Here is a 22,894-nt window from a genome sequence, read left to right as displayed (position 1 = left end):
ATCCCCTTACTTTAATGATAAACCCCCATTGATAAATAACGCTCTCCACTATCAGGGCAAATCACAACGATTCGCTTTCCGCGATTCTCTTCTCGTTTCGCTAATTGACAGGCGGCAAAAACGGCTGCCCCAGAAGAAATACCGACTAACAATCCCTCTAAGCGTGCCAATTGACGCATCATAGTTAAGGCATCCTCATCAGATACAGCTATCACCTCATCCAAAATGTCTGTATTTAAAACAGGGGGAACAAAGCCAGCCCCTATTCCCTGAATTCGGTGTGGCCCTGCTTCTTTTCCCGATAAAACGGCAGACCCTAGCGGTTCGACCCCAACCACTTGAATATCTTTGCGATACATTTTTAACACTTCTCCGACACCGCTCAAAGTCCCTCCGGTTCCAATCCCCGCGACAAAAATATCCATCTCACCATCAACGTCATCCCAAATTTCTACCGCTGTCGTTACCTTATGAATCGCTGGATTCGCTGGATTATCAAATTGCCCCAATGTGACACCACCAGGTGTGCTTCTACATAATTCCTGAGCCTTATCAATTGCTCCTGTCATGCCCTTAGCACCATCCGTTAAAACAAGTTGAGCGCCTAATGCCATTAACAAATTACGTCGTTCAACACTCATCGTTTCCGGCATCACTAATATAAGTTTATACCCACAGACTGCTGACACAAAGGCAAGCCCAATCCCTGTATTCCCACTCGTTGGTTCAATAATCGTCGAATCCTTTGTCAATATTCCCCTAGTTTCAGCATCCTTAATCATAGCGTAAGCCACGCGATCTTTAATACTTCCTAATGGATTAAAATATTCTAACTTCACCACAACATCTGCCTGCAACCCTTCCTCATGCGCAAGCCCATTTAACCTTAACAACGGTGTATTTCCAATTAAATCTACCAATTGATTTGCAATATATGCCATAGGATACGCCCCCTCATCTATTAAGCATCCATAAAAAAATAACTTCCTCACTAAAAATCATATTCATTCTTCCCTATTAATAGTCATTTTTCTAAATTGACTGTTTAACAACAATCCGTTGACTAAAGTCAAAAAGGGTGGAACCTACAATCTTCCACCCGTTCTCTTGTTACCGTAGATTTTGTTTTACTTTAGAAAAATCGTCTTTAATCTCTTTTAACGTGTCTGGCTCCATTAATAAGCGCACTGCAATTCGTGATAAAATAATGGCGCCGTCCCTAATTGCCTGGTCGGCCTGTTGACTATGAGCCGCCGCCTTAAATGCCTCGGTATGAAGTGTCACCGGTTCATCACATATCTTGATCGTCGGATGAATCGTCGGCACAACCTGACTTACATTTCCGGCATCCGTCGAGCCAATACTTTTACAATTTTTCGTTTTCACCTCTAAGTTTAATCGGCGGGCCTCTTCTACAAACAATTTCTCATAACTTGGAATAATTAACATTTGCTTAACACAATTGAGTGATTCATCATAGGAGAACGTACATCCCGTCGCAAGTGCTGCTCCCTCACCAATTTTAATGACCTTATCTTTATACGTTTCGCATAACTCAAAATAAGGAGCTCGGATATAAAAACTCGCCTGCGTATGAGCAGGAATAATATTAGCAGCCTCTCCCCCATCAGTAATGACCCCATGAATCAAAACGCCTTTCGGCAATTGTTGTCTCATGGCATTAATACCATTATAAAATAAAATCATGGCGTCTAATGCATTAATCCCCTTTTCCGGTGCGGCCGCTGCATGAGAGGCTCGCCCAAAAAACTCAAAATTAATTTTTCGAATGGCGAGAGTGGGCTGTGTTGGCGCTGTTGTATGAAAGGGATGAATCATCATACAGGCATCAACCTTGTCAAAAAGATGCTCACGAACGTAGCTCTCCTTAGCACTACCATGAGGCCCCCCCTCTTCAGCTGGCGTTCCGTATACAATCAAGCGCCCTCCAAGTTCATCCATCACTGATGCCGTCGCAAGTGCTGCTCCTAAACTCATCATTGCAATCACATTATGCCCACATGCATGGCCTATTTTTTTCAAGGCATCATACTCCATTAAAATCCCAATGGATGGGCCCTCCTTATGGCTATCTTTTACAGCTATAAAGCCGGTTGGGTGAGTCGCAATGTCAATCTTAATCTCAAACCCCGCCTCTTTTAAGGCGTGTGTTAATTGCGAACATGCAAACCGCTCTTCATTCCCTATTTCGGGGTGTTCATGAAGCTGATGACTCAGGGTCACATACTTCTCCTTATTTTGTTGAACATGGTTAGCCACCTGCGTTAAATAATCCTCAATCTGACTCATATCAAAAATCTCCTTCTTCAATCTTTAGGTGTTATTAAATTACGTCTAAACAAAAAATCGGTAACGGTAGCCACCTAGACGGAAACAAAAATCCCCATCTTCCTTTCAACCGTTTGACCCTCTAAAAGTCTCAAATCTCTTATCATCTAGCATTAAATCCACTTCATCGTGTAGATTTCTAAGTGAAAGAATCCGAAACCATTTAGCTACCTTTCATCAATTGTCCTAACAAGCTCTGATTTAAAAACGGGGGTAGATTGACGTGTTTTTAAAAAGATTTAGAAAATCTTAAGAATTTTAAAAGCTAAATATTAAGATTTATCTCATATACTGAAAGTAAATCGGACCCTTCCGTATTTTTTACTTTTCTCGTTATAATATGGTCATTTCCAATCTATTTCATTTATCAATAATATCTACCAAATTTTCGAAAGTCGCTCCCTTACGAAATGAAGATAGATATGCTATAATACTTCATGAAGTTTGACGAAAAAGAAAAAAATTACGAGTGAACGGGTAAAACACTAACTTTTTTACCATAATGAAAGAAAATAGCTTTTTTTATATGGATAGCTAACAATTATTTAACTTTTATCAAAAGAGGTGATACACGTATGAACAGCAAATTAAAACAATTACTAAGCCTACTCTTTATGGCCTGCTTAATTATCCTAACAGGATACTTTATCCTTAAGGATCAATCAATGGCAACGCTTTTAGAAACCATTGAAAGTGTCAACCCTCTTTATCTACTACTTGGACTTTTTATGATGTTTACGTTTGTGAGCTGTGAGGCCTTTAATACCTTCTCTATTTTGCGAGCACTTGGACAAAAAATTTCTTATCTTAAATGTCTTGGCTTTGCCTTCGTTGGCTTTTACTTTAGCTCAATTACCCCGTCTGCCTCAGGGGGCCAACCCGCTCAAATGTTTTATATGAATAAAGCGAATATTCACCTCTCATATTCATCCCTTAATTTGCTCATTATCACTGCCGTTTACCAAGTGGTCATGATGATTTATGCGTTCATCGTCTTTTTATTTAACCAACAATTTATTTTAGAAAATTTAAGCGGTATTAAATACTTTTTAATGTTTAGCGTCTGTATGAACACGCTTCTTACCGCAGGTATTTTATTAGCGATGTTCTCAAAAAAATTCATTTATAAATTAATTAATGGGGTCACTGGAATACTGAGCAGGTTACATTTAATTAAAAATGTTGAAAAGAAACGAGAAAAATTAGAGGCCATGGTGAAGGAATACACCAAAGGTGCAGATTATATCAAAACACAGCCTCTATTATTATTACGTGTGATTCTAACAACAACTGTTCAATTAACGGCAAGTTATTTAATTCCTTACTTTGTCTATAAGGCTTTTCATCTCGAAGGATTTAGCCTCTTTCAAATTATTTCGGTTCAATCGCTCGTCTCTTTAGCGGTTTCCTCTATTCCGTTACCCGGATCGGTTGGGGCCTCAGAAAATGCATTTATGAGTGCGTTCAAGCTACTCTTCACGACACATCTCATCTTACCAGCGATGCTTTTATGTCGAGGAATCAGCTTCTATTCCTTTTTAATTATTAGTGGAATCATTTCGATGATTGTTCATTTAACTTTTACTAAAAACAAAAAAATACCCAGGATGCCATCCCCCGATCAACAATCAACTCCCTGGCAATTAAAAAAGACGTATTAGGGCAATTTGCCCATACGTCTTTTTTGCTACGCCTTTGATGAAATAGCACCCTTTAAATTGAAGAAAAATAACACGATTCCAACCCCAAGTAAAATATGTCCTACTCCTGCCATTCCAGAAACAGAGGCATCTACTGCACGTGAAAGCTCGCCACCTTGCGTTTGCAACCATCCACGAACTGCCATCATCACAGAACTCACGATTAAGCCTATATTGTACGTCCATAAAAAACCATTAAATAATTTTTGTTGGCTTAGTTTGAAAATTGACTCTAATGCTAATACAATTAAGAAAAATAGCATTCCTAACACAAATAAATGGGTATGTAAAAGCGATAAGTTTGTTGCCTCCGTATAACCAATTCCCCTTGTATACTCACGATAAAAGACACCCGATAAAAGGGCAATCAACGTATACGTAAATGAGAGATTCCATAATTTCTTGATCATCATTCCATCCACTCCTCTTCAAATGTTTCCCCCATTTTAGCCCAATTATTCCCCTCTGTCAAATAATAGGCCCTAAAAGAAGGGGCTTATTCCTCATAATGAATGACTTCAAACCGTTCAATGGTCATCTGTTCACTAAAGGGAATCCCCGCTTGCCCACAGGCGAGCAAAAGTTGATCCCTACTAGATTGATAGGCACCGTCCTTTGGTAATATAACTCCCTGATGATCCCCCTTACTGACCTTAATTCCATAAAAAGTAGGATTAAGGTCCTCGGCAGTCACAACCTGCGGATTTAACGCTAAATCAATGGTCACTTTAAGTTGTGAAAGTTCGCCTTCGGTCATTGACGTTTCTAATGTGCGGATGAAAGAGAGGGTATGATGCATGATTTCAGTTGCTACACAATCCGTACAGGGTTGTACATCTCCAAATCGTCCAAGTAAAGTCCCTTCTTTATAAAACGAAACAAAGACACCGTGGCGATGAATGATCATCATTTCAGGAATAGCCGCCTTACCTAACAAGGTTTTCGTCCCGCTCATATAATCTTCCATACATTTTCTCGCTAATGAAACATAAGGATTATTCCCCCTTAGTAATTCCCCACCTTTCACTTCACCTGACCTTCCAATGTATTTATACGCCTTGGTCCCCGGACCAAGAGCAGTTAAAGAAAGGACGCCATATCCAACACCAAATGGATTTTGGTAAGCATAAAGTTCTCCCCCTATTCGTTTTCCATCTAACGTTCCAAGTAAAATCTTCATTAAGGAAACGACGTCCTCGTTTTGTTGAAACTCGATCTCTTCACTTAAATCAAACAGCGAAAGTGGTTGTTTAGATGTCATTAGGTTTAAAAATGTCTGATCAAATGAACCCGCATGCGTAGCAGAGGGTCCCTGTGATAAATTAGAGCTGATAATCACCGCCACGGGTTCTTGCGATAAATGGGCTACCTCCTGTAGATGCATGCCAAATAAATAGAGGATCCGGTCATCGAAGACAGGACAAGTCATCGGAACTAATTGATAATCTTCAACATATTTTTGGATAAATGAAAGTGGAATAAGCACTTTCTCATCTAACTGGCATTCCTCTGTTGCCTTTATTAAAACGGGTAACCCGTCCCTCATCGCCAACTCTTGCAGTTTTTGAATAAAATCTTCATTTAGTTTCCCATGAATCTCCATAGATTCTGATGCGAAATCATTAAAATTCCCATTAAATCGATCGCCACCGTAAAGACCAAAATAGGGCTTATCCTTCGGGGCCGCCACCAATATGATAATGGTTTTAACGGACAAGTCTTTCAACTCCTGGGCAATCTGGTGGCAAGCTAGACTCACTTGATATAGTTTTAAGCTTTCACCCTTTCCAATCTCAGGAATTAACATCAATGGATGGGGCATTAAGTAATATCCTTTCAAAGGTACACCTCATTTCTTTCGTCCACCCCTATCGGCAGACAAAATATCTCTAATAGTTTATACGCTTTTTAAACGGATATCCCTCATTGGCAAACAAAAAAACGTCGGCAGTTCCCGACGCTTTTTTGTATCCACCTTTATTTTTGTTTAAACATGAAGGCCCCCACGCCGTAAACGATAGCCCCGACGACTAACCAAAGTAAAAAATCTAAACCAAGATTTAGTTCCTGCGATGGCTCGATGATTTGGTTCACCCTTAAGACATATAAGACCCCTTTATCTAAAAGATAAGTCACGACAAACCAGATGAATCCATAGACAAGTGATTTCCCCATTCGTCCTACTCCTCCTATTTCTATTAGAATCCAACTCAAGTACATGGCTTTTTCATCGCCCAATCCAACGGTTAGATTTAGCTAATTTCGGTGTACCTCCATCCATTAAATGGCGAGCATGATAGGCTCCTGTAACTCTAGCTAATCGTTTCGCCACCGTTACAAAAACAGCTAGAATAACTCCACCCCCCGCTCTTTATTGGAATATAATACTAATTATACGAATCCTTCGTTTCGTTTCAACCTTTTTTTACCTTTTAGTTAAAAATATTATTTATTTCTATTATTTTCATTACTTTGCATCTCATCAAACTCTAGTTACCGATAGTCCGTTCACCGGTTAGCCCCTACATCTTTTCATAAAAAAAGGGGATTTCCGGCGTTCATCCGCGTCAATCCTCCACACTTTATTAAAGTAATTTCCCACACTTCATACATGTCGTCGCACTTGATCCATTCTCCATCCCACAGTCTGGGCAAATCGTTGAGACACCTGTTTCACGATCATCGCTTAATTTATTACCACATGTCGGGCAAAACATTGAAGATAGTGCAACCTCTGTTTGACAGCGACGACACTTTTTAATTCCTCTAATTTCATCAACCATCACCTGATATCGATCCATCGTTTGTAAGCAACCTCCGATCGCTTGAAAAATATCTAAATACAGAGCATCGGCAGTTTCCTTATTCATTTGATAATATAACTGTCCGAGTTTCATATATAGCTTATTTAACTTCTTTTCCTCCTCCGTCATCTGTGAATTGATACGTGATATTTCCGCCAAATCTTTCGTCTTCTTTACAGCATCCTGTCCCGTTTGGGAAAACTTCCTTCCGATTCCCTCAAAAAATGCATTCATTCCTTCTCCCCCTAGTCCATTAGATTGATGATATCACCTCATTATATTCAGTCACCAATCAAACTATAACTAGCTCCGCTCCACCTTTTATCCTAATCAATCGTAAACGGCTGTTGACCCGTGGTAAAAGAAGAGCGTGAGGCATCCAATCGACAAAAAAGGTAACCAGAAGTTAAAACTTCCAGTTACCTTTTACAACGTTAATAATGAAACTTTTTCTTAAGTTCATGAATCATTTGACGGTCAGCAAAAAAGAAGAGGCCGACGCACGTTAAAATCGTATAGTAACTTCCAAACACGGCAAACTGGTGTAAAACAATAAATCTAAAATATATTAAAACTAATAGGATGACACCAATGAACCCTAAAATTAATTGATAAATCACAAGATTCGTAAATTGCTTTGAATTAAATGCAATCGTCCCGGTAATAACCGTTGTTCCAACTGCTAACGTCAATGGGAGAATAAGCTCTAACGCCCATCCCTGATAACCGAAAAAGACATCAATCATAAGAGCAATACTTGAAATCCCGACGACTTGCATTAACAAGTTCGGACCAATATTTTTCCGCACTCTCACCCCTAAAATAGCACTACTTGTTAAATAAATCGTAATAACCGAAATAATGGCCACCAGACTCCACTCTACATGATGGAAAACGCCGCTCATTAAAGAAAAAAAGATCACGACAATCGCTGCAAAAATCAAAAGTTTTCGTAAGGAATAGCGGCGACGTTTAGCAAAACGTTCAGGATAATCACGGCGTGTGTCGTTAGTCACGGACTCTAGTTCTTGTCCGCAAAGGGGACAAAAATGGAGTTGATTTTGAATGTTCATCTGACATTTAATACAGTATTTCATGATTAAACTCCTCATTACATGAAATGGTAGGCTCCATTCCGTATTTTTTTAAAAATCTAAAGAAGAATCGTTGAACATCCACCTCTTCTAAAGCGGAAGTGAACGTGACAGTCAATTGATCTTGATACGAAATGACGCCACATCGAATAGGTTGGTGAGGGGTCAACGGAATAAGGACGCGAACTTGTTCAACATAAGGCTGCACTTCATCTGCGAACTCAATTCTCCCTAAATTAGATACTGTGGTCGTCACGCCCTTATCTGCCTCCCGATAAATATGACGCATCACCATATTTTTAATCAATAAGGGCACGAAACGAATCATCATATTTTTTTGTGCACTGACATTATCCTTTATTTTACGTCGAATCACATCCAATTGTTTCCCATCCTTTAACTGCCGATCGACTTGTTTTAATAACTCCTCAAACGTCATATCAGCGGTTGGTTGAATTTTCACATCCACATTGAAAAAAAAGTTACGTAACGTCTGAGAATCAAAGTGTCGTCGTAAATCAAACGGAACGGTCACAATAATCGGTGATTGATCTTGATTAAATCGATAATTTGACTCGTAAATGGCATAGATAAGCGCTGCACAAATAAAGGAAGACACGCTCACTTGATGCGCTTTGGCAACCTTAATCACCTGCTGAGTCGATAGCGTCCCATGAATAACCTTTAACTCTTGGGGACGTTTTTTTATCCCTCTTATTTTATAAGCAACGGTGGTTTGAGGAATCACCTTCCCCTTCGCTTCACTTTTCACCTTTAAAAAACTATCCTCATCCATCGCTGGTAAAGAGACTTGGTGTTGTCCAAGATGAAGCGGGGCAAACGATTGCGTGGGATACTGATTTTTTAAATAGTAGTAAACAACGACCTTTAAAAACTGAGTAGCAGCCGCCCCGTCCGCCAAGGCATGAAAAATCTCTAAATGAATAAAGGTTTCATAGTACGTCACATTGAACAAGTAATTATTATTAGTAAACTTAGTCAATTTAGAACAAGGATAGGTATATTCCTTTCGAACTTTAGGGCGTTGATCATTCATATCAAAATAAGACCAAAATAATCCGTGCCGTAAACGAACGCGGAATGAAGGCATTTCTACAAGTGCCTGTTTTAATGCGGCTACCAAAGGTTCCGGTTGAACTGTCTCTTTCATCTGAACCGAAATTCGAAAAACATTTGTCGCCCTCGCATTTGAAACAAGGGCATATAATTTAGCCACGTTATCTAATTTACTCCAATAAAAAGTTTGAAAATTTTCATTCATACTTAACCTCCCCTCTTCTTTTATCTTAGCGCCATCAAAGTAGAATCAGTGCCTCCTAAAAAACATGTGCGTTCCCGTTGCATCACATCCTCTTAATCTTCACAGCCCCATCGGTTATTCGGCCCTTTCAACACGCACGAATAATTATCCCTGCTCATGAGTCGTTCCATCTAGGGCTTTTATAAACTAATCATACACGATTTAAAAGGTGAAAGCTAGGAAGAAAACTTTCTTTTTAATCCCCTGGAAAAAGGACAGGGGGAAGAAAAGGTGTCAAATTTAAAGCCACCTAAGCCTACCCTTTACATCTACAATGGTGTAGCTAACGATTATTCATCTGACCTTCAGCCATTGTATATAAATAATCAATAAATGGACTACGCTCTTTCTCCCTCTTTGATGTGCTATGCTCCTTTACGTGGCGCGTCAATAGTAACGTCTTTTTCGCTCGCGTCATTGCCACATAAAAAAGCCGGCACTCTTCCTCTTGATTCGTTCCTTGAAAATCAAGCGGAAACATTCCCTTATTCAAAAATGGAATAATGACGTGATCAAATTCCAATCCTTTTGATTGATGAACCGTGATCACCGCTAGTTTATTTTGATCTTTCATCACACGATCTAGCTCACTGCTCGATAACGAAAGTTGCTCAAGCAAACGCATCCAAACTTCCCACATGAATAAGCCATTATCCCTTTTCAGCGTTGCACGATAAAACGCCTCAACAAAGGCGATGAATTCCTCAAATTTTGCCTGTTCAACGGTTTCATTTTCAACCTTATCTTCTTCTACGTGTTTAAAGCGTTCTTTCAATGTTAACAACACAGCCATTGGCGTTTTTGTTTCAATGAGCGCATAAAATTCGTGCAATTGTTCGATGACCGGATTTAATTTTTCTTGATAATAAGCCATCACATTCTTTCGCTTTTCATGTGCCTGCATCAACCGAGGCATACTTTTTAACAAAACATCCTTTGTTGCTAAAATATCATCCATTGCATTGTGAGTCGGTTCGTGATCAACACCAATAAAGTCACTCACCGTATCTAACTTATGATTAACTAAGTTCGGATAAAGTCGACGAACGATATCTAGCGTGTCGTAAACCCCAATCATTCCCTCAAAAATAAGTCCGATGCGACCCATGTGTGAACGAACAATTTTCATATCATATCCCACATTATGACCAATGAGTAAGGCCCCCTGAATAAACTGTAAAAAGTCAGAAAAAACTGTGACTGCCTCTTCACCACGACATTCTAAAAATTCATCTGTAAACCCATGAACAAGTGCCGAATCTCCAACTGATTGATGAGGTTTAATAAACCGCTCAAATGTCTCAATGACGCGTCCATTTTGCAAGGCAATAGCGGCAATTTGAACGACTTCATCCCGTGTCACATCAAGTCCTGTCGATTCCACATCAAAGATAACTAAACGACCCTCCTCGTGAACTTTTTTTAATAGTCCGTAAGGCTCTCCCTCCTGATAAGCCTCTCGTCTAAAAAAGTCGGTAAGCCGTAAATCATATTCTTTATATCGCTTTAAATACGCTGGATGACTCATCTGATTCCAATCAATTGTTTCACCGAATAAAGGTAAAAAACGTTTGAGGGAAAGTTCATCGTATGGATTTAAATAAAATTTAATCACAGAGAGTAGGTCCTTTATATTTTTTCGCTTAAATAGTGTCAACTGATCCACCAAATAACACGCAATACCCTCGGCCTGCAAAAAGTTTGCCACTTCACTATTTTGACGATTACTCCGAGTCAAGATGACCGTATTAGCAAGTTCCTCCTGTCTTTGATACTTTAAATGATCAATAATAAAATTCATTTCCTCTTGTTTAGTCGCTGCCTCATAAAAAACTGGAGCAGTCCCCATCTCGTCGCTTGCGGATTCGATGCATTTAGGTGATAAATGACGATGAATAAGCCCTACCTGTTTCCCATTTTCTAAATAATTAGCACCGAGCATGACGAGCCGCTTCGTCGAACGATAATTCAACGATAATTCTAAACAAAGCGGAGAAAAATCCTCAATAATCTTTTGTCGAATAACGACAGGATTAGAGTCACGCCATTCATAAATCGTTTGATTAAAGTCACCAAACGCGCTAAAGTTCAACGAATGGGCAATCTTTTTAATTAAGTAATATTCAATTAAGCTTGTATCTTGCACCTCATCAACCACCACAACCGCGAATCGAGATTGCCAACGGGTTAAAATCTCCTTCTGCGATAAACACTCATCCGCATAAAGTAATAAATCATTAAAATCTAAAAATTGGTGGTGCCTTAAATAATGTTGGTATTCTAGATAAAGCCAACTTCCATACTGCGACAAGTAAGCAAGTGTCTCGCATCCTGCATCCGAATTTTTTAAACGGTACAATAATCGTAACGCCGCCTCGGATTGGTGAAACTCTTGGACAAGAGAGGAATCGAGTGGGCGACGCCCCATTTGATACACTTTGAGCGATTGAATATACTCAAACACGTGATCCATCAGAAGTCCCTCACGCCCCACCAAGCGTTTAATCACCTCTTTCGCATCCTCTTCATCAATCACAACAACGTCGGTCGATAACTTTCCAAGAGCTTTCGCCTCTTCCTTAATTAATTGATAGCAAAGACTATGAAACGTTTTAACAACAATTCCCTTGGATTTAACACCAATTACCTTTGTTAGGCGATCCTTTAATTCATAGCATGCCTTATTAGTAAATGTTAAACATAAAATTTGTGACGGTTGAATTCCCGCTTCAATAAATTTAGCGGTACGCAGTGCAATGACATTCGTTTTCCCTGTTCCCGCAGGTGCCATAACCAACAAAGACTGTTCTAACTCCTCTACAACCCTTCGCTGTGCTTGATTTAATTGTTTTAATGCCTGATCTAACCCATTTCGTCCATTCCCTTCCATAAATTAGATATAATAAAAACAAACATTTATTCGCATTTTACGGTATAATAAACTTAAACAACACTTTTGAATCGAAGACCCCAGAGGAGCAGACTAACTATGACAACAACGACGCATCAACGAGCGGGACTCGTCTTTGGAGTGGTAACTCAACAATATTTGATCGCCCATCTTTATTCACACGCCAATGCCGCTTCACAACTCTTTATAATTACCCTTTATTGCACAGCAACCATCATTGGTTCAACATTACCCGACATCGATTTAAAAAACTCCCAAATCGGGAGCTTATTCCCTGTTACGTCTACCTTTATCTCAACACACTTTAAACATCGGACCTTAACCCACAGTCTACTCTCTATTTTCTTGTTCCTACTTCTCCTTAGCTATGCGCCTTACCTCAATATTGGACAAGACTTCTACACGTTACTTATCACCGGGCTCCTCGTGGGACATAGCTCGCACATTTTTCTCGACCTCTTAACCACTCAAGGCGTGTGCCTTTTTTATCCGTGGAAAAAGAAGATACGGATCGCTAATTTTAAAACGGGCGCCAAAGGCGAAGGCGTGATTAACGGAATCCTCTTTTTAACTTTATTCACGTATCTTTTAATCAAATTAAGCCCCTATTATGAATAACGATCGCTTTGATAAAAAGCCGTTTCTTTAGAAACGGCCTTTATTTTTGAACCGGATACTTCATCGCATTTTTTTCTAACTTACTAAAAATAATCTCTTTAGCGTCTACTTCCAATACATCAACCATCTGTAAACAATAAATAAGCACGTCCGCTAATTCTTCACAGACATGTTCCTGATCAAACGAATGATCCCATTGAAAACACTCTAATAATTCCGCTGCTTCAATTGAAATCGATTTTGCCAAATTTTCCGGCGTGTGATACGGTTTCCATCCCCGTTCATCACGAAATTCCATAATTTTTTGCATCGTTTCTTTCATCTTGTAACCTCATTTCTACTTATGTATTATTTTACCATATATTTTAATAAACCATACATTCAAATCAAAAATTATTTCATTCCGTTCTCCTGCGATCTCCGTCTTTTTTCTAAGGAAAACCATTGAGGGATAAACATCCATTGACAAACTCTCATCCGTCTTAACCTTTAGAACCCACCCCCGTATCCGAATTCCTTTTGCATGGATCCAAATCAATTAAACACGCCTCATTGAAGAAAAGGTTCTATTCATTAATTCCCATCCCAGAAAGTAAACGCCCCTCGAAAGTTTTTTTGGATTTCCCTTACTTTTATATCCAATTAATTCCACTCGACTTTTCCCATCCAAAACCCCCAAACACCTCAAAAGTAAAGCGCATACAATGTAGTGTATTAACGATTAATAAATCAGGTGATGCTCTTGAAAAAAAGATTCCCCCTATGTCGAAAAATGCAGCGTGAATGGCACAAATTAGATTTAGCCTGTAAATCTGTTCTTCTCATCGGCATCCTCCTGTTAATTCAGTTAATTTGTGCTGTCTTCATTCCTGCACTAAGCTCTCAACCAACGATTAATGCCATTTTTCAAACGAGTCTATCGAGTATTTTTGGTTATATTTTAGGAATGAACATCCCAACCGGAACAAAATCATCTTCTGAAAAAACTTGTCCATGTGAAGAAAAAGAAAACACACACCACCTCTTAAAGGGTACCAATATCCATATTTTCTTTACAGCAGGTGTCTGTTTCATTTGTCTGATTACATTAACAATCTATACGATGATCGGTGGCGACGTTTACAACGATGGAATTTTTCAAATTGGTCACCTCGTCTCGACAACGATTGGCTTTTTGATTTCTAGTTCATCAAAAAGCCCCTGAAGAAGCTCTCATTAAGAGAGCTTTTTTTATTCATCTCCAAACAAAAAGACACCATTAGGGTGCCTTTTTGTTATTTCGAGCATGAGGGTTATCCTCGCCATTTAGCCCATCAATAAGAAGACGAACACTTCTACTTAAATAATAATTCCATTGCAATGATCGATTTCGTGTTGAATAATTTGAGCAACGAAGCCTGTAAAAGTCCCACGGTGTTTAACAAAATTTCGATCCATATACTCAACCTCAATCTCCTCATACCTTACCGCCTCACGTACACCGGTTAGTGATAAACACCCTTCTGTTGTTACATAGCGTTTTTTCTTTTTCACGATGACCGGATTCATCATCACAACAATCATTTCCCCAACAGCAAATGCAATGATGCGCTTCTGTACACCAATCATATTAGCCGCCATTCCAACACAGCCATCTAAGTTGGCCCGTAAAGTATCCACTAAATCATTAGCAGCAGCTAAATCGGCTTTCGTTGCCACTACCGATTTCTTCGATAAAAAATTAACATCTTTCATAATCGGACGAATCATCTTATCACTCCTTAATATCGTTGGGCATACCCACACCGCTTACATAACTCTTCAACTGCTTTTCGTTGCGAGAACCCCTCATATAGATTAACCGCGCGTTCACTTGCTAAAATCTCACGCAACGGCGTTTGATGAATATTTCCAAGCGGAATATTTCCCTCACTATCTAAACAACACGGAACCACCGTCCCATCCGCCTGAATCGCCAAATGATCCCGTAAGCCATAACAAAATAACCGCTCACTAATCACCTCACGATTTAGCGTCGGCCATGCAAACTTTTCCGCCATATGAATAAACACGCGATCCTTAATCTTAACCTGATGCGTCTGTTGTAATCGCTCGCTTAAACTAAAATCTAACTCAAAAACATCCTCAATCAAACGTAAAATATCAGTATTCAACGTATTTTTAGCCTTTAACTCTTCCGCATCCATATTCCATAATCGAAGATTACAATAAAGAGGACGTTCAGACTGTGCCTCCTTAATAAAACGGGCAATGTTTAATAAATAATCCTTTAACGTCCCTGTTTGTTCATTCGCTTCAAACGAATGAATAGAAAAGTTTATTTGTCTTAAAGCTGGGGACTTTATCAAAATTGGGGCCACCTTTTGAATAAGAACACCATTGGTCGTAAGATTGACTTGCATGCCGGATTCATGACTCAATTGTAAAAAACGCTCAAGCCTCGGATTTAAGAAGGGCTCCCCTAATAAATGAAAATATAAATAATCGGTATACGGCTTTACTTCCTTTAAAATATGAATAAAGTCTGTTTCATTCATCATGCGCCCACCACGACCGAGCGTAGCACTTGGACAAAAATCACACTTTAAATTACACCGATTCGTAATCTCAATATAGACTCGTTTAAACCTTGGCATCGTCTCACCCTCCTAGTCATTATCAACGAATAGATCTCTCCTATTTTAACACGATTCTACATTATAAAACAAAAAAAGAACCGAATAAAATGAGGATTCCCGCTTTCTCCCTCCCCTATTAATAAAAAAAGCAAGATCTTTGAATCAATCCCTTACATATTTATCAAAATATGGCATAATGTAAAAAGATATACAACGCATTTGAAAGGAGACATACGATGAAACTTGGACTAGTTTTAGAAGGTGGCGGCATGCGTGGACTGTATACGTGTGGGGTCCTCGATTGTTTTTTAGATCATCACTTACTCGTTGACTACGTGATTGGGGTATCGGCAGGGGCCTGCCATGGCGTTTCTTACGTTTCGATGCAACGTGGACGCGGATTTCGTATTAATACGAATTATCTCCATGACAAACGCTACCTTAGTCTTAGAAATTTTATTCAAACGAAGTCTTTATTTGGAATGGATTTCATCTTTGATGAAATTCCTCACCAACTCGACCCCTTCGATTACGAAACCTTTCTCTCTTCACCCTGTGAATTTAAACTTGGGGTAACTGATGCGCTTACCGGTCAATGCGTCTATTTTGACAAATCACATCTTAATTACGACTCCACGCTCATCAAAGCCTCTTCCTCCATTCCTGTCTTCTCCCCTGTCGTTCGATATCAGGGGCGCGATTACTTAGATGGAGGAACCTCTGATTCCATACCTGTTAAACAAGCCTTGGCCGATGGATGTGACCATGTGATTGTCGTCCTTACCCGCGACCGAGACTATATCAAAAAACCTGAAGGATTTCGCTCGATTTATAAGAACGTATTAAAAAAATATCCGAATATGATTAAGGCACTCGATCACCGTCATGCAATGTATAATGACACGCTCTCATTGATTAAAGAGTTAGAGGCTCGCGGACAAACTACCGTTATTGCACCTCACTCCCCCGTTAAAATTAGTCGCTTTGAAAAGGATAAAGAAAAACTAAAGAAACTATATGATCTTGGATATCAGGATGCCCTTGAAACACTCGACCGTCTAAAACAATGGAATAAAAAAGGCTAGAACCCCTCGTTCTAGCCTTTTTTATTCAGTTACAAAGACGGGCTTTCTTTAAATCCCCTTATAAAAGGTGCCCGTGACGATTTAAAATAAAATCACGACTAATTCCATGCTGTAACGCATAACTATATGCTTCTGCCTTCGTATGAAAAGGAATAATATGAAGTACATTCATTGGATAATAAGCCTCCTTGTATTCCTCATCAAACACATCAAGTACCTTTAAAATCATAAACGTACTCTCCATTGCCTTGCTTAAATCATCATAATCAATGGCATCAAAATCCATAAATTCAATGAGTCGTTCAATGAGTCGTGCCATATGAACATTGATTTGTTGCGTTTCAATTCGTAGATGAGCAACCTCCATCATTTGAACTAAATCTTCAATATTCCGTTGAATTTCTTTAATCGTCGCTGTAATTGAAACCGCCTGTAAAATTGTTGTTGGAAATGTCACCTGTGATGATAAACTTTCTAAGATTCCAAAATTATTATCGAATTTTTTATAGACCGATAAAAAATCATAATACTCCTCTCGGTTTAAAATACAGTTCGCAATTTTAATAAATTCATTTCCCTTACTTTCACAGGCCTCACAATAATCTAGCATCTCATTGGTCGCCTGAATCAGTTTTTCGGTTCCCTCATCGCTCATAAAACCTTCATCAACGATAGTCATTTTATCATCCCCGATACCTATCTGTCTTTAGTAAAGTATATGCGTCCGTCTCAAATAAATGACAGATTATAACAAAAACTGAAGGCTTAAAAAAGACTTCCTCCTCTTTAAACCCCGAAAGTAATAACCGTATACGGTTGCATCTGATCATCACATAGGGTCACATAATACGACTGGCCTTCCTTTGTAACGGTTGGGATAATGACATCTCCTAATTTAGCTGCTCGCTTATATTCAACCCGTATTTGTGTCAGCGTTTCTGTTCCTTCTAAACAGTCAAGGGCCATCGCAACATACTGACTATTGTTAACATGTGCATTCACATCAATCTGATGCCTTCTCACGCGAATGGGTTCTAACACCTGATTACTCGAAGGAACTTTAATTTTACGGGGTAAATAATTCATCTCTATTTTTTCTTCAATCGGATACTTTTCAACCTCATCCTCTGATAATTTAACAAATTTTCCCGTCGATGCATCAATAAAGCATCCGCATAAATTAGCGTAAGCTAAAATATTTCCCGCAACGTCATACATGATGTAATTTCGATAGCCAAACATCCCTTTACATCCATAAATCAACGTCCCTACCTTAATTTCCTCACCTAAATAAGGAAGGCGATTGATTTCAATTTGCCACGATAAAATATAAAATGCTAGATTTTGTTGGACAAAGTAGTCTGTCCCTAATCCGATATCCTCTAAATGAAATGTACTACAATCTTGAAAATAATTAATCAAATGGGGTAATGTTAACCGCCCATCTTCTCCTACCTCACTAAATCGCACACGGCCATTCATTTTATACAAATCAATCCCTCCTTTTTCTCTATTATAACTAAAATTTTCCTATTTAAACAATAAAAAAATACGGCAATCCCCGCTTGCCGTATTCCGTCTGCTCACACTTCCTGATGGTTAGGATGAAAAAATGGAGCACCCTAATCACTGATGATACGTTATCACCTGCTGATAGGGTGCCTTTCTTTACGAATAAGCTAAAACTTCTATCATCTTTCGATTCATCGATTTTTTATCGTTGATAGACAAAACATTAACCGTTTAGTGATTGAACAGCCTGCTCAAGCGCTTGAATAGCTAAACCATATCCCAATTCTCCGAAACCACAAAGCTGCCCCACACAAGCGGGTGCCGTCACTGAAGTCTGCCGAAAAGATTCCCGTGCGTGGACATTTGATAAATGAACCTCAACAACGGGGATGGGAGCAATTGATTTTATCGCATCAAAAATCGCATAGCTATAGTGAGTGTATGCCCCTGGATTCATAATTACCCCTTCATAACCTTTTAAATAGGCTTCATGAATCCAATCGATGAGCTCCCCTTCACTGTTACTTTGTCGCACCTCAATATCGTGGCCACGTTCCTTTGCCACTTCTTTAATATAGTGAACCATTTCCGTATAAGTTTTCGTCCCGTAAACCCCTCGTTCACGAATACCAACCATATTTAAATTAGGACCATTTAATACGAGTAGCTTCATCGTTATCATCCTTTCAAATTTAACACGTTTTTGATTTCTTCAATGGGCATCTCATGGTGCGTCCATTTTTTAAAGGCCTCCGCTCCCTGATAAATAATCATGCCAACTCCATTCATGATGCGGCAACCCCTCTCTTCGGCTTGCTGTAAAAGTTTCGTCTTTGCAGGGTTATAAATGATGTCACACACGAATAAATCCCTTGGAAGAAGACTTGAATCTCTAATAAACGACTGATCCTTTAATTCGCCCATCCCAATATTGGTCGCATTAATCAATAAATCGCTTGTTGCCAATTGTTCTTTCAGTAATGCCTCATCGCCTAACGGATAAAAGGTCGCCTTTGTCGAGGTGTGACGATTAATTAAATCTGCCATCTCTTGGCCACGAGCCACCGATCGATTAAAGATGGCTAACTCTCGGGCGCCATCGAGTGCCGCTTGAATTTGAATGGCTTTCCCAGCTCCGCCACAGCCGACAATCGTAATTTTTTTTCCACTAACCTCAAATCCTTCATCTATTAACGCTTGCATCAATCCACTGCCATCAGTCATATGTCCGACTAATTTACCTGCCTCGTTTACAACCGTATTAACTGCCTGACACAGTGTTGCGGCGGGTGATAACTCGTCTAAATACGGAATCACTTTACTTTTATACGGCATCGACACATTAAAGCCACGGGCCCCTAATGCTCGTAGTCCAGCAACGGCCTCCGCTAATTGTCCCTCTTCAACCTCAAAAGCTAAGTAAGCGTAGTCCAGTTGAAGCTTTTCAAATGCCGCATTATGCATTTTCGGTGAAATACTGTGCCGAATAGGATTCGCAACGATCCCAATTAATTGCGTCGTACCACTAATTTGTGACTTCATCTCATCACTCCTTCTAAACTATTCCATGTTATAATCACCATAACATTTTTGTCTGCTTTTGTAAAATAAATCTTGACTCTATGATGAAAACAAGATATATTTATTTTCAATAGGAACCCTTTAAGATTACTCACGAGAAGTAATTAAGGAAAGATATAGTCGTGATTTGACAATAAAGAAGCTACTTTGTCTGTTTTAATGATGCGCTGTATGTTTATTGCCTTAAGTTTTAAAGGATCCCTTTATGACTTAGGGCTTTTTTCATCTATTCCATTAGCGAATAGGGTTCTAATTATAAACACCAAGGAGAGAAAGTCATGAAAAAAAATCAGAACCGTCTAGCGATTCAAATGGCTATTGCCCTAATCTGCGGATTAACATTTGGGTCATTATTTTTAGTTTTACGCGAGCATTTACTCGATAGCAATCCTAATCTATGGGCAACGATTAATAAACTTCTATTTCAAGATATTAGTGCCGAGGGGGCCACTGATGCAATTGGAATCTTCTACATTCTTGGGCAACTTTTTTTAAATTCTATGCAACTTGTCATTGTCCCAATGGTTTTTACTTCAATCGCGCTTGCGATGTGCCGTATCTCTGATACAAAGACACTAGGACGTCTATCTTATAAAACAATTGGGGGATTCTTAATCACCTCACTCTTTGCCTTAGTATTAGCCGGAATCGTCGGTTTAGTCGCTAATCAATTTGGAATTTTTAATGTAAACATCGACAATATGAGCGCTCAAACAGGAACAACCGGATCAAATCCACTTCTTATTTTTGTCAAGGCTATTCCAAATAACATTACCTCAGTCTTTGCAACAAATGGAAGTATCTTATCTATTGTTTTCTTAGCTGTCGTCACAGGATTATCTATTAATCATTTAGGTGAACAAATTAGCGTATTAAAGAAATTACTTGAAGATGTTAACAAGATTATCACGGTCTTCTTAACCTTCTTAATCACTAAATTTGGACCTTTCGCTATCTTCGTTTTATTAACACGTACATTTGCCATCTACGGTGTTGAGCATTTAAAACCAGCACTAGCTTATGTTATTACCGTAGTCCTTACTCTGTTAGTGTTCCTCACACTAGGATATGCCCTATTTATTTTTATCATGACCCGATTAAATCCGATGGCCTTCGTTAAAAAAACGGCTAAAGTGGCGATGTTCGGATTCTCAACTTCATCGTCAGCAGCAACCTTACCGTTAAATACAAAAACGACAACAGAAGAGTTAGGTGTTAATAAAGAAATCGCCTCATTTATTCTTCCACTTGGAATGACCATTAATATGAATGGAACAGCGATTATGCAAGTGATTGCCGCAATCTTCATCGCTTCAAGTGCAGGCTATCAAGTAACAGTCGGAAGTATTTCACTTATCGCGATTTTGGCACTCATCGCCTCAATCGGAACACCGGCTGCTCCAGGAGCAGGAGCGGTCATCCTATTCACGGTCTTATCAGGAATGGGGTACCAAAATGATGCCGCTTTACTTGCCTACTCATTAATCCTAGCTATTAACCGTCCAGTAGAAATGTTAGTGACTGCCTTAAACGTTGTAGGAGATGCCGCAACAGCTGTAGCCGTTGCTAAATCCGAAAACGCCTTAGACGAAGAAACTTATCATTCTTTATAAAAAAAGCATCGATCATCCCGATCGATGCTTTTTTAATAGTTATGACACAGTAACTCAAAATAACCTCTTGGATGGCCACAAACCGGACAATGATCGGGTGCCTCCTTCGCATAGACACGATGACCACAATGACGACAAACCCAGATGACGGGCTGTTCCTTTTCAAAAACATGATCGGTATCAACATTCTTTAAAAGTTCCCGGAATCGTTGCTCGTGACCTCGCTCAATAGCAGCTACATTTAAAAACTCTTGAGCTAATTCTTCAAACCCTTCGCTTTGAGCCACCTCCGCAAATGATGGATACATATCGGTCCATTCTCCGTGTTCAAAATAGGCCGCAGAATTTAAAGCCTCCTCCGCTGTAAGCTCCCCTCCCTCAAGAAGTTGAAACCAAATCTCAGCATGTGCCTGTTCATTTCCTGCTGTCTCTAAAAAAATCGCCGCTATTTGTTCATAGCCAGCCGACTTTGCACACTTGGCATAAAACTGGTATCGACTATGAGCCAATGCCTCACCGATTAACGCTTTTTGAAGATTTTTCTCAGACTCAGTCCCCTTTAGGGCCTGCCGTAACGTTGGTTTATCAATTTTCTCAATATCCCGATTCATGCCACCACCCCCATTAAACATATATTCCTTTTAACTATATGCTCTAGGGGGGCTTAAACATTCAAGAACTAATTGAAAATAGACGCTTGATGAAAATCGGTTACCCACCTTCTGATTGTTGACACGAAATATAGGGTATGAAGACGCCGAATCCTTCCTAGCATTAGAATTTTAAGTTTAACTCTGTTTCATCCTTTTTCAAACATCCCATCACATACTCATTATCTTTTTTACTCATTTCCCCATGGCAATCGCATCCTACCGTCATCATTAAGTCATGTTGCTTGCAAAAATCAACACAACATGCGGTTAACTCATCACTATGGATCGGATAATAACATTCAATTCCATCAATCCCGGCTTGAAGCAGTCGATTAAAATCTTTACGAACGTCTTCTAATGAAGATTGCCGATAATATTTTCCTGGATGCGCTAGCACAGCCTTCCCACCACAACGATGAATGTGTTTAATGGCCTCCTCAACGCGTGGAAAATCGTAATTGGAATAAAAGATTCCATAGTCACGATAAACTTTTAATCCATCCATCAGGCTTTCAGTAATTCCCCGATCTTTTAAATAATGAATTCCTTTAAAACCACCTAACCGACGATTATAAGTATATGCCTCGTAATCCGTCGATGAAAGCTGATCATAATCTTTTTCCATGAGTTGAATTAAATCAACTCCCATTTGATCTAACTGCTGACGCGATCTTTTAATCACCTCTAATAAGCCCTCATCTACCTTAAATTGATAGGCAAGCAAATGAATCGATCGTTCTCCAAAAACACAGTCTAGTTCCACGCCAAGGACATAATTCATTCCGAGTTCCTGACAAGATTTTTCAAACTCGTCGTGGGCAGCAATCGTATTATGGTCCGTAATTGAAATGAAACCGAGACCCTTTTTCTTTGCTAACTCCACCACCTCTCTCGGAGAAAACGATCCATCAGAATAGTAAGAATGCATATGTAAATCGACTAACATTTAATCCATCTCCTTCTCGTTTTTGATTTCATTATAACGAAATTCGACATTTATAGCAACATCCATTCCTCTACCCTATTTATCAAAAA

General features: G+C 39.2%; 23 protein-coding genes. 5 read left to right on the top strand and 18 right to left on the bottom strand.

The features are described from left to right. Positions 1-11 precede the first annotated feature (11 nt). Both cysK and AACH31_RS02920 read right to left on the bottom strand, forming a co-directional pair. On the bottom strand, positions 12-941 hold the full coding sequence (cysK, locus tag AACH31_RS02925; RefSeq protein WP_338617868.1) for a cysteine synthase A: 930 nt from the start codon (positions 939-941) through the stop codon (positions 12-14). Positions 942-1,110: 169 nt separating this feature from the next. After that, positions 1,111-2,310 (bottom strand): M20 family metallopeptidase, encoded by a 1,200-nt coding sequence (locus AACH31_RS02920; RefSeq protein ID WP_161831132.1) that lies wholly within the window; start codon positions 2,308-2,310, stop codon positions 1,111-1,113. A gap of 614 nt (positions 2,311-2,924) precedes the next feature. On the opposite strand from AACH31_RS02920, the gene AACH31_RS02915 reads away from it, so the two are divergent. After that, positions 2,925-4,010 carry a lysylphosphatidylglycerol synthase transmembrane domain-containing protein gene (locus tag AACH31_RS02915; RefSeq protein ID WP_161831133.1) on the top strand — a complete coding sequence of 362 codons (1,086 nt, stop codon included), beginning with the start codon at positions 2,925-2,927 and terminating at the stop codon, positions 4,008-4,010. A gap of 26 nt (positions 4,011-4,036) precedes the next feature. Here the strand turns inward: AACH31_RS02915 and AACH31_RS02910 are convergent, their stop codons facing one another. From AACH31_RS02910 to AACH31_RS02880, 7 genes are all read right to left on the bottom strand, one after another. Next, the gene (locus AACH31_RS02910) at positions 4,037-4,462 is read right to left on the bottom strand and encodes a DUF2871 domain-containing protein (RefSeq protein ID WP_237658877.1); all 426 of its coding nucleotides are present in this window, start codon (positions 4,460-4,462) and stop codon (positions 4,037-4,039) included. Between the two features lie 83 nt (positions 4,463-4,545). After that, positions 4,546-5,889, bottom strand: coding sequence for an AMMECR1 domain-containing protein (locus AACH31_RS02905; RefSeq protein ID WP_338617865.1), 1,344 nt, complete (start codon positions 5,887-5,889; stop codon positions 4,546-4,548). Positions 5,890-6,026: 137 nt separating this feature from the next. Continuing rightward, positions 6,027-6,224, bottom strand: a complete 198-nt coding sequence (locus tag AACH31_RS02900; RefSeq protein ID WP_338617864.1) for a hypothetical protein — start codon at positions 6,222-6,224, stop codon at positions 6,027-6,029. A 410-nt stretch (positions 6,225-6,634) separates the two neighbouring features. Beyond that, on the bottom strand, positions 6,635-7,087 hold the full coding sequence (locus AACH31_RS02895; protein ID WP_338617863.1) for a zinc ribbon domain-containing protein: 453 nt from the start codon (positions 7,085-7,087) through the stop codon (positions 6,635-6,637). Between the two features lie 200 nt (positions 7,088-7,287). Then, positions 7,288-7,950: a DUF6320 domain-containing protein gene (locus AACH31_RS02890; RefSeq protein ID WP_161831137.1), complete on the bottom strand. Its 663-nt coding sequence runs from the start codon at positions 7,948-7,950 to the stop codon at positions 7,288-7,290. Further along, the gene (locus AACH31_RS02885) at positions 7,934-9,229 is read right to left on the bottom strand and encodes a hypothetical protein (RefSeq protein WP_338617862.1); all 1,296 of its coding nucleotides are present in this window, start codon (positions 9,227-9,229) and stop codon (positions 7,934-7,936) included. Before AACH31_RS02885 ends, AACH31_RS02890 begins: the two co-directional genes overlap by 17 nt. Positions 9,230-9,551: 322 nt before the next feature. After that, complete coding sequence (locus AACH31_RS02880) at positions 9,552-12,158, bottom strand: ATP-dependent helicase (RefSeq protein ID WP_338617861.1); 2,607 nt, start codon at positions 12,156-12,158, stop codon at positions 9,552-9,554. A gap of 99 nt (positions 12,159-12,257) precedes the next feature. On the opposite strand from AACH31_RS02880, the gene AACH31_RS02875 reads away from it, so the two are divergent. Further along, positions 12,258-12,797, top strand: coding sequence for a metal-dependent hydrolase (locus AACH31_RS02875; RefSeq protein WP_161831140.1), 540 nt, complete (start codon positions 12,258-12,260; stop codon positions 12,795-12,797). Positions 12,798-12,837: 40 nt separating this feature from the next. Here AACH31_RS02875 and AACH31_RS02870 read toward each other — a convergent pair whose 3' ends face one another. Continuing rightward, on the bottom strand, positions 12,838-13,119 hold the full coding sequence (locus AACH31_RS02870) for a nucleotide pyrophosphohydrolase (RefSeq protein ID WP_262950685.1): 282 nt from the start codon (positions 13,117-13,119) through the stop codon (positions 12,838-12,840). Between the two features lie 420 nt (positions 13,120-13,539). Between AACH31_RS02870 and AACH31_RS02865 the strand changes: the two genes are divergently transcribed. Beyond that, positions 13,540-14,001, top strand: a complete 462-nt coding sequence (locus AACH31_RS02865; protein ID WP_161831142.1) for a hypothetical protein — start codon at positions 13,540-13,542, stop codon at positions 13,999-14,001. A 134-nt stretch (positions 14,002-14,135) separates the two neighbouring features. On the opposite strand, the gene AACH31_RS02860 is transcribed toward AACH31_RS02865, so the two are convergent. Both AACH31_RS02860 and AACH31_RS02855 read right to left on the bottom strand, forming a co-directional pair. Then, the gene (locus tag AACH31_RS02860; protein WP_262950683.1) at positions 14,136-14,546 is read right to left on the bottom strand and encodes a peptide deformylase; all 411 of its coding nucleotides are present in this window, start codon (positions 14,544-14,546) and stop codon (positions 14,136-14,138) included. Between the two features lie 11 nt (positions 14,547-14,557). After that, complete coding sequence (locus AACH31_RS02855) at positions 14,558-15,433, bottom strand: radical SAM/SPASM domain-containing protein (protein ID WP_262950682.1); 876 nt, start codon at positions 15,431-15,433, stop codon at positions 14,558-14,560. A 218-nt stretch (positions 15,434-15,651) separates the two neighbouring features. Between AACH31_RS02855 and AACH31_RS02850 the strand changes: the two genes are divergently transcribed. Beyond that, the gene (locus tag AACH31_RS02850) at positions 15,652-16,500 is read left to right on the top strand and encodes a patatin-like phospholipase family protein (RefSeq protein WP_338617859.1); all 849 of its coding nucleotides are present in this window, start codon (positions 15,652-15,654) and stop codon (positions 16,498-16,500) included. A gap of 58 nt (positions 16,501-16,558) precedes the next feature. Here AACH31_RS02850 and AACH31_RS02845 read toward each other — a convergent pair whose 3' ends face one another. The 4 genes from AACH31_RS02845 to AACH31_RS02830 all read right to left on the bottom strand — a co-directional run bounded on the left by AACH31_RS02845 (position 16,559) and on the right by AACH31_RS02830 (position 19,554). Continuing rightward, positions 16,559-17,179, bottom strand: a complete 621-nt coding sequence (locus tag AACH31_RS02845) for a hypothetical protein (RefSeq protein ID WP_262950680.1) — start codon at positions 17,177-17,179, stop codon at positions 16,559-16,561. A gap of 107 nt (positions 17,180-17,286) precedes the next feature. Continuing rightward, the gene (locus AACH31_RS02840; RefSeq protein WP_237658878.1) at positions 17,287-17,982 is read right to left on the bottom strand and encodes an acyl-[acyl-carrier-protein] thioesterase; all 696 of its coding nucleotides are present in this window, start codon (positions 17,980-17,982) and stop codon (positions 17,287-17,289) included. 253 nt (positions 17,983-18,235) lie between these two features. Next, a complete protein-coding gene (gene aroQ, locus AACH31_RS02835) occupies positions 18,236-18,685 on the bottom strand; it encodes a type II 3-dehydroquinate dehydratase (RefSeq protein ID WP_161831148.1) in 450 nt (149 codons plus the stop codon). 5 nt (positions 18,686-18,690) lie between these two features. Further along, complete coding sequence (locus AACH31_RS02830) at positions 18,691-19,554, bottom strand: shikimate dehydrogenase (protein WP_262950678.1); 864 nt, start codon at positions 19,552-19,554, stop codon at positions 18,691-18,693. 317 nt (positions 19,555-19,871) lie between these two features. On the opposite strand from AACH31_RS02830, the gene AACH31_RS02825 reads away from it, so the two are divergent. Continuing rightward, the gene (locus AACH31_RS02825) at positions 19,872-21,206 is read left to right on the top strand and encodes a dicarboxylate/amino acid:cation symporter (protein ID WP_338617857.1); all 1,335 of its coding nucleotides are present in this window, start codon (positions 19,872-19,874) and stop codon (positions 21,204-21,206) included. Positions 21,207-21,238: 32 nt separating this feature from the next. Here AACH31_RS02825 and rbr read toward each other — a convergent pair whose 3' ends face one another. Together rbr and AACH31_RS02815 are read right to left on the bottom strand one after the other, a co-directional pair. Next, on the bottom strand, positions 21,239-21,817 hold the full coding sequence (rbr, locus tag AACH31_RS02820) for a rubrerythrin (protein WP_161831151.1): 579 nt from the start codon (positions 21,815-21,817) through the stop codon (positions 21,239-21,241). A 163-nt stretch (positions 21,818-21,980) separates the two neighbouring features. Continuing rightward, positions 21,981-22,805 carry a PHP domain-containing protein gene (locus AACH31_RS02815; protein ID WP_161831152.1) on the bottom strand — a complete coding sequence of 275 codons (825 nt, stop codon included), beginning with the start codon at positions 22,803-22,805 and terminating at the stop codon, positions 21,981-21,983. Positions 22,806-22,894: the final 89 nt, after the last annotated feature.

Source organism: Turicibacter faecis (assembly GCF_037076425.1).
GTDB classification, from domain to species: domain Bacteria; phylum Bacillota_I; class Bacilli_A; order MOL361; family Turicibacteraceae; genus Turicibacter; species Turicibacter faecis.
The sequence above is the reverse complement of the archived record's forward strand: the minus strand, read 5'-3'. Positions and strand labels throughout refer to the sequence as shown.

Excerpts from the sequence above, each read along its gene's own strand:
- AACH31_RS02860 (WP_262950683.1), bottom strand. The coding sequence starts at position 14,546 with ATGATTCGTCCGATTATGAAAGATGTTAATTTTTTATCGAAGAAATCG.
- AACH31_RS02855 (WP_262950682.1), bottom strand. The coding sequence starts at position 15,433 with ATGCCAAGGTTTAAACGAGTCTATATTGAGATTACGAATCGGTGTAAT.
- AACH31_RS02910 (WP_237658877.1), bottom strand. The coding sequence starts at position 4,462 with ATGATGATCAAGAAATTATGGAATCTCTCATTTACGTATACGTTGATT.
- AACH31_RS02850 (WP_338617859.1), top strand. The coding sequence starts at position 15,652 with ATGAAACTTGGACTAGTTTTAGAAGGTGGCGGCATGCGTGGACTGTAT.
- AACH31_RS02900 (WP_338617864.1), bottom strand. The coding sequence starts at position 6,224 with ATGGGGAAATCACTTGTCTATGGATTCATCTGGTTTGTCGTGACTTAT.
- AACH31_RS02825 (WP_338617857.1), top strand. The coding sequence starts at position 19,872 with ATGAAAAAAAATCAGAACCGTCTAGCGATTCAAATGGCTATTGCCCTA.
- AACH31_RS02845 (WP_262950680.1), bottom strand. The coding sequence starts at position 17,179 with ATGACTATCGTTGATGAAGGTTTTATGAGCGATGAGGGAACCGAAAAA.
- rbr (WP_161831151.1), bottom strand. The coding sequence starts at position 21,817 with ATGAATCGGGATATTGAGAAAATTGATAAACCAACGTTACGGCAGGCC.
- AACH31_RS02880 (WP_338617861.1), bottom strand. The coding sequence starts at position 12,158 with ATGGAAGGGAATGGACGAAATGGGTTAGATCAGGCATTAAAACAATTA.
- AACH31_RS02815 (WP_161831152.1), bottom strand. The coding sequence starts at position 22,805 with ATGTTAGTCGATTTACATATGCATTCTTACTATTCTGATGGATCGTTT.
- aroQ (WP_161831148.1), bottom strand. The coding sequence starts at position 18,685 with ATGAAGCTACTCGTATTAAATGGTCCTAATTTAAATATGGTTGGTATT.
- AACH31_RS02830 (WP_262950678.1), bottom strand. The coding sequence starts at position 19,554 with ATGAAGTCACAAATTAGTGGTACGACGCAATTAATTGGGATCGTTGCG.
- AACH31_RS02870 (WP_262950685.1), bottom strand. The coding sequence starts at position 13,119 with ATGAAAGAAACGATGCAAAAAATTATGGAATTTCGTGATGAACGGGGA.
- AACH31_RS02895 (WP_338617863.1), bottom strand. The coding sequence starts at position 7,087 with ATGAATGCATTTTTTGAGGGAATCGGAAGGAAGTTTTCCCAAACGGGA.
- AACH31_RS02920 (WP_161831132.1), bottom strand. The coding sequence starts at position 2,310 with ATGAGTCAGATTGAGGATTATTTAACGCAGGTGGCTAACCATGTTCAA.
- AACH31_RS02890 (WP_161831137.1), bottom strand. The coding sequence starts at position 7,950 with ATGAAATACTGTATTAAATGTCAGATGAACATTCAAAATCAACTCCAT.
- AACH31_RS02875 (WP_161831140.1), top strand. The coding sequence starts at position 12,258 with ATGACAACAACGACGCATCAACGAGCGGGACTCGTCTTTGGAGTGGTA.
- AACH31_RS02840 (WP_237658878.1), bottom strand. The coding sequence starts at position 17,982 with ATGAATGGCCGTGTGCGATTTAGTGAGGTAGGAGAAGATGGGCGGTTA.
- cysK (WP_338617868.1), bottom strand. The coding sequence starts at position 941 with ATGGCATATATTGCAAATCAATTGGTAGATTTAATTGGAAATACACCG.
- AACH31_RS02915 (WP_161831133.1), top strand. The coding sequence starts at position 2,925 with ATGAACAGCAAATTAAAACAATTACTAAGCCTACTCTTTATGGCCTGC.
- AACH31_RS02885 (WP_338617862.1), bottom strand. The coding sequence starts at position 9,229 with ATGAATGAAAATTTTCAAACTTTTTATTGGAGTAAATTAGATAACGTG.